Source organism: Archangium sp., from assembly GCF_036388035.1.
Taxonomy (GTDB): Bacteria; Myxococcota; Myxococcia; order Myxococcales; family Myxococcaceae; genus Archangium.
In genome coordinates, this window is the sequence record NZ_DASVSO010000940.1 from 1 (window position 1) to 4,673 (window position 4,673).

Annotated in this window: 4 protein-coding genes and 1 pseudogene; 4 read left to right on the forward strand and 1 reads right to left on the reverse strand. The window is 70.4% G+C overall.

Annotation, left to right across the window (positions count from 1 at the left end; translation table 11 throughout):
- The first annotated feature begins 81 nt into the window (after positions 1 to 81).
- Complete coding sequence (locus tag VF697_RS39080; protein ID WP_331103212.1) at positions 82 to 474, forward strand: helix-turn-helix domain-containing protein; 393 nt, start codon at positions 82 to 84, stop codon at positions 472 to 474.
- Positions 475 to 516: 42 nt separating this feature from the next.
- Here VF697_RS39080 and VF697_RS39085 read toward each other — a convergent pair whose 3' ends face one another.
- The gene (locus VF697_RS39085) at positions 517 to 1,569 is read right to left on the reverse strand and encodes a M28 family peptidase (protein WP_331103214.1); all 1,053 of its coding nucleotides are present in this window, start codon (positions 1,567 to 1,569) and stop codon (positions 517 to 519) included.
- An 84-nt stretch (positions 1,570 to 1,653) separates the two neighbouring features.
- On the opposite strand from VF697_RS39085, the gene def reads away from it, so the two are divergent.
- The 3 genes and pseudogenes from def to VF697_RS39100 form a co-directional block, all read left to right on the forward strand.
- The gene (gene def / locus VF697_RS39090; RefSeq protein WP_331103216.1) at positions 1,654 to 2,256 is read left to right on the forward strand and encodes a peptide deformylase; all 603 of its coding nucleotides are present in this window, start codon (positions 1,654 to 1,656) and stop codon (positions 2,254 to 2,256) included.
- 17 nt (positions 2,257 to 2,273) lie between these two features.
- Entirely contained in the window at positions 2,274 to 3,509 is a 1,236-nt protein-coding gene (locus VF697_RS39095; protein WP_331103218.1) for a cellulase family glycosylhydrolase, read from the forward strand.
- A 134-nt stretch (positions 3,510 to 3,643) separates the two neighbouring features.
- Positions 3,644 to 4,673, forward strand: a pseudogene (locus VF697_RS39100) (hypothetical protein); the annotation flags it as partial.

Sequence of the window (4,673 nt, forward strand, 5' to 3'; positions counted from 1 at the left end):
GGCGGTCTCCTTGCGCCAATCCAGTGCCTACCTGCGGAGTTCTTTTCGAGAAAGCGCTTTTCGAGGTAGTGTCGCCCGTGCATGGACGACCTAGAAAAGCTGAAGCGCACCATCGGGACCGCGCTCCTGGGGGCCCGGGAGCGAGCGGGGCTCACCCAGGCCGACGTGGCCTCCATGGTGGGCCTTGCTCCCGCCGTCTATGGCCGCATCGAGCGCGGACAGATGCTGCCCAGCGTTCCCACCCTGCACCATCTCTGCGTGTCGTTGAATATCTCCGCCAATCTCCTCCTGGGGCTCGGCTCGGACCCGATGCCGGTCAGTTCCATCGTGCCGGCGCCGATTGACCCTCCAGAGCTGCGCCGCCTCGCGAGCATCCTGCCTTCGCTCTCTCCCGGCGCGCTCCGCACCCTGGCGGCGCTCGCCTCCGCCATCGCCTTGAAGAAGCGCCTCGGGAAGAGCCTGCCGCCCCCTTGACGCCTCGAGCGCACGGCGGAGAAGGGGGCGACGGAGGCAGTCTCACTCCTCCCGGGTGGTGCGCTCCGGCGAGGCCAGCACCTCGATGACGCACTGGACTCCCTGCACCACCTTGGCCAGGCGCTCGTAGTCGAGCGTGTCCCAGGTGTCTCCCGGCGTGTGGTAGTGCGGATTGCGGAAGAGGGCCGTGTCGGTCACCATCACCGCCGGGTAGCCCTCGTCCCAGAAGCTCGCGTGATCGGAGAAGTCCACGCCCTCGATGGTGCGGGGCGCGGCGAGCGACTCGGAGGGCAGGTCGTTCGCCGCGCGCAGGGCCTGGTGCACGGTGCTCACCAGCGCTCCCTCGTCACTTCGCCCCACCACGGCGATGAAGTTGCCGGTGGTCGGGTAGCGCAGCTTCAGGCTGGACACCGGATAGCGCTGGCTGCCGGCTTCCTCCGAGAAGTAGCCCATGCTCTCCAGGGACAGCATGGCGCGTACCTTCACCCCCTGCGTGCGCAGCGCTCGCGCATGCACCTTGCTGCCCTGGGTGTCCCGGCGGAAGTGCGGGGGTTCCTCCAGGGTGAAGCCCACGAGGTCCACCCGCATGGGGGGTGGGTGCGCACCCAGCAGGGCCGCGAGCTCCAGCAGGCCGGCCACCCCACTGGCGTTGTCGTCCGCGCCGGGGGCTCCCCGTGCCGCGTCATAGTGCGCGCCGATGACGAGCCGCTCCTCGCTGTCCGGTCCGAAGGTGGCGATGACGTTGCGGTAGTCCCCGCCGCCCGTCGTGTAGGGCTCCGAGCGCACGCGCCCGCCCGCCTGGGAGAGCGCGTCGGAGACGTAGCTCGCGGTGCGCTCGAGGTTCTCCGGGTGCGTGTGGTCACGCGGATGGAACGTCTCGCTCAGGGCGCGCACGTGGGCCTTCAGCCGCTCGGGGTCCACCCGGCCGGGGGTACAGTGCACGGCGGGCTCCGGGGCGGAGCGCCCCCGCAGGGCCGCCCCCGCCGCGAGGAGCACGCCGAGCCCCGCCACCGCACCGAGCACGAGGTTGCGCCACTTGGAATCGCGTGTGGAGTCCACCGGGTGAAGAAGCCACGGGGGACGGGGGGCTGTCATGGACCGTATGGGCCTCGCGTCGACCACCCGGCACTCGCACGGACGGGTGGGCGGGCGCACCTGTCGCCGCGTATCCTCCCGGGCATGGTGCTGAAAATCGTCCAGGCTGGAGAGCCGGTGCTGCGCCGGCACGCGAGAGACCTCACCCCCGAGGAGATTGTGAGCCCCTCGGTGCGGCAGCTCATCGTCCTCATGTGCGACACCATGCGGGACGCGCCGGGCGTGGGGCTGGCCGCGCCGCAGGTGGGGGTGGACGTGCGGCTCGCGGTCATCGAGGACCGGGCCGAGTATCAGGCCGGCCTCGCGCCGGAGGAGCTGGCCGCTCGCGAGCGCAAGCCGGTGGACTTCCACGTCATCATCAACCCGCGCCTCGTGGTGGAGGATCCGACCCCGGTGGAATTCTACGAGGGGTGCCTGAGCGTCAGCGGCTTCTCCGCGCTGGTGCGGCGTGCGCGCGGCGTGCGCGTGGAGGCGCTCGACGAGAAGGGCCAGCCCGTGTCCATCTCGGCGCGCGGCTGGTACGCCCGCATCCTCCAGCACGAGATAGACCACCTGGACGGCACGCTGTACGTCGACCGGATGGAGACGCGCAGCTTCAGCACCGCGGAGAACCACCGCCGCCACTGGGCCTCGCGTCAGGTGGCCGAGGTGCGTCAGGCGCTCGGCCTGCCCGAGCGTCAGGGCTGAGACTCGTGAATCCGTGCATGCGTGCCCCATTCCCGTTGCTGCTGCTGCTCACGGCGGTGGCCTGTGGCGAAGACCCCCTCCAGGAGCTGGAGGACGAGGCCTCGGACTGCCCCGAGGGACCGGCGCTGCGACTCGGCGCGGCGCCCTCGGCGGCGGTGGTGCTCAACGCGTACTACCTCCAGGAGGATGCCGCGCGGGACTTGAGGCGGGGCCGCACCGAGTCGCCGGCCGTGGAGGAGACGCTCGCCAAGGCCTCGGCGCTCGGGGCCCACGCGGTGCGCACCAACGGCTACAACGACGGGGCCGACAAGCGGGGCGACTCGGCCATCCAGGTGGCCCCCCTCCACTATGACGAGGCGAGCCTGCGGGGGATGGACCTGGTGCTCACCCGGGCCTCCGCGCATGGGGTGAAGCTCGTCCTCTCCCTGGGCAACTACTGGGACGCGTATGGGGGCACGCGGCAATACGTGGAGTGGGCGGGGCTGCCCTCGCCCGTGCAGGGCGACCCGCGCTTCTTCACCGAGCGCGCCGTCGTCGACCACTACAAGGCGCACATCGCGCGACTGCTCTCCCGCGTCAACACCTTCGACGGCCTGCGCTACGGCGAGCACCCGGCCGTGTTGGCCTGGGAACTGCTCAACGAGCCTCGGGGTAAGGGGTTGGACAGGGACGGCGCGGCGATGCGCGCCTGGGTGGACGAGGTGGCCGCCGTGGTGAAGCAATACGCCCCCGGGCACCTGGTGGGCACGGGCGAGGAGGGCTTCGACACCTCCTTCGCGGGCTACGACGAGCGCTTCTGGCGCGACGCGGCCTCCTCCTCCTTCTTCGAGGGGGGCGCCAGCTTCCGCCGCAACACCGCCTCGCCCTTCATCGACTTTGGCAGCGTCCACCTCTACCCGGAGGCCTATGGCGTGAAGGCAGGCGCCACGGCTCGCGCGGGCGCGCACTGGTTCTCCGAGCACGCCGCCCTTGCTCGCGAGCTGGGAAAACCGTTGTTCATCGGCGAGTTCGCCCTGCGCAACCAGGAAGGCTTCACGCTGGATGAGCGGCGTGCCATGTACCGCGGCTGGTTCCGCTGTGCCTGGCGCAGTGGTGCCGGCGCCAGCGGCCCGTGGATGTTCGCCAATGATGCGCGGCCCGACTCGTGGGACGACTTCACCTTCTACTTCCGGGATGGCTCCGTGCCGGCGGACCCGCGCAACCGCTACGCCGACCTCGTCATCGAAGCCGCGGCACTCTCCGGAAAACGCTGACACGCCTCCGCTCCGCGCACCGCTCTCCCACTCCAAAGTCGCACAAATAAAGAGCGATTGGAGTTGTCAGGAATGAGTGGAATGGCCAGTTACTCAGGCCAGGGGGGAGTTATTCCTCGCGGAAGGACAGGGGTATGCGAATCCCAAGCCAGATGTCTGCGTGGATGTATGTCTGGGTACTCGCCCTGGTGTTGGGGCTGCGGACCCAGGCCGCCGCGGAGTCCCAGGAAGGTAGGGGCGCGGCGGGCTTCGAGCAACCTTGCGCCGAGGGGTTCTCCGACGAGCGGTGCACGCTGCGCTCCCCCGAGCGCCGCCAGCTCTTCGAGGACGTCTTCGAGTACAGCGTCCGTGTCCGGGTGGGGTCCGGCGAGCATGACTTCATCACCCTGCACCGCGTGGTGCGCGAGGTGTCGGCGGGAGTGCCCGCTCGTACGCCGAAGTCGGTGTTCCTCGTTCATGGGGACGCGTGGGGCTTCCGGGGCGCGTTCCTGGCGAGCGCCGCGAGCACGACGGTGTCGCGGCAGCACTCCCTGCCCGTCTTCCTGGCGAAGCGGGGCGTGGACGTGTGGGGCATCGACCAGCGCTGGGTGGGTGTTCCCCAGGGGACAACGGACTTCTCCTTCATGAAGGACTGGAACCTGGGCCTGCACGCCCGGGACGTGGGCATCGGGCTCGGGCTGGCGCGGGCGGCGCGCGCGTATTTTTCCAACGAGACCGGTCGCATGGTGCTGCTGGGGTGGAGCCGCGGCGCCACCGTCGCCTATGCGTACCTGAACGCGGAGGCGCAGCTGCCGCAGGACAAGCGCCACGTCAGCGGGTTCATCCCCGTGGACATGGCCTACACCCTGGCGCCCGGGGACGTGGCGGAGCGCCAGGCGGCGTGCCAGGGCCATGCGCTGCTCGCGCAGCTCCAGGCTGCGGGGCTGCACGAGGGCGGGCAGGTGGGCCTGCTCCTCCAGGCCCTCGGAGGGCTCGCCCTCGCCTTTCCGGACGTGGGCTCGCCCATCTTCTCGGGGTACACCAACCGGCAGGCGGGGCTCGTCACGGGCGCGGCCACCCACCTGCTGCAGAGCCCGGGCATCTTTCCGGGCTACCACTGGACGGCGGGTGCCTTCAGCGCCGGGGTTCCCTCCGGGCTGCAGTGGACGCACGAGCGCTTCTTCC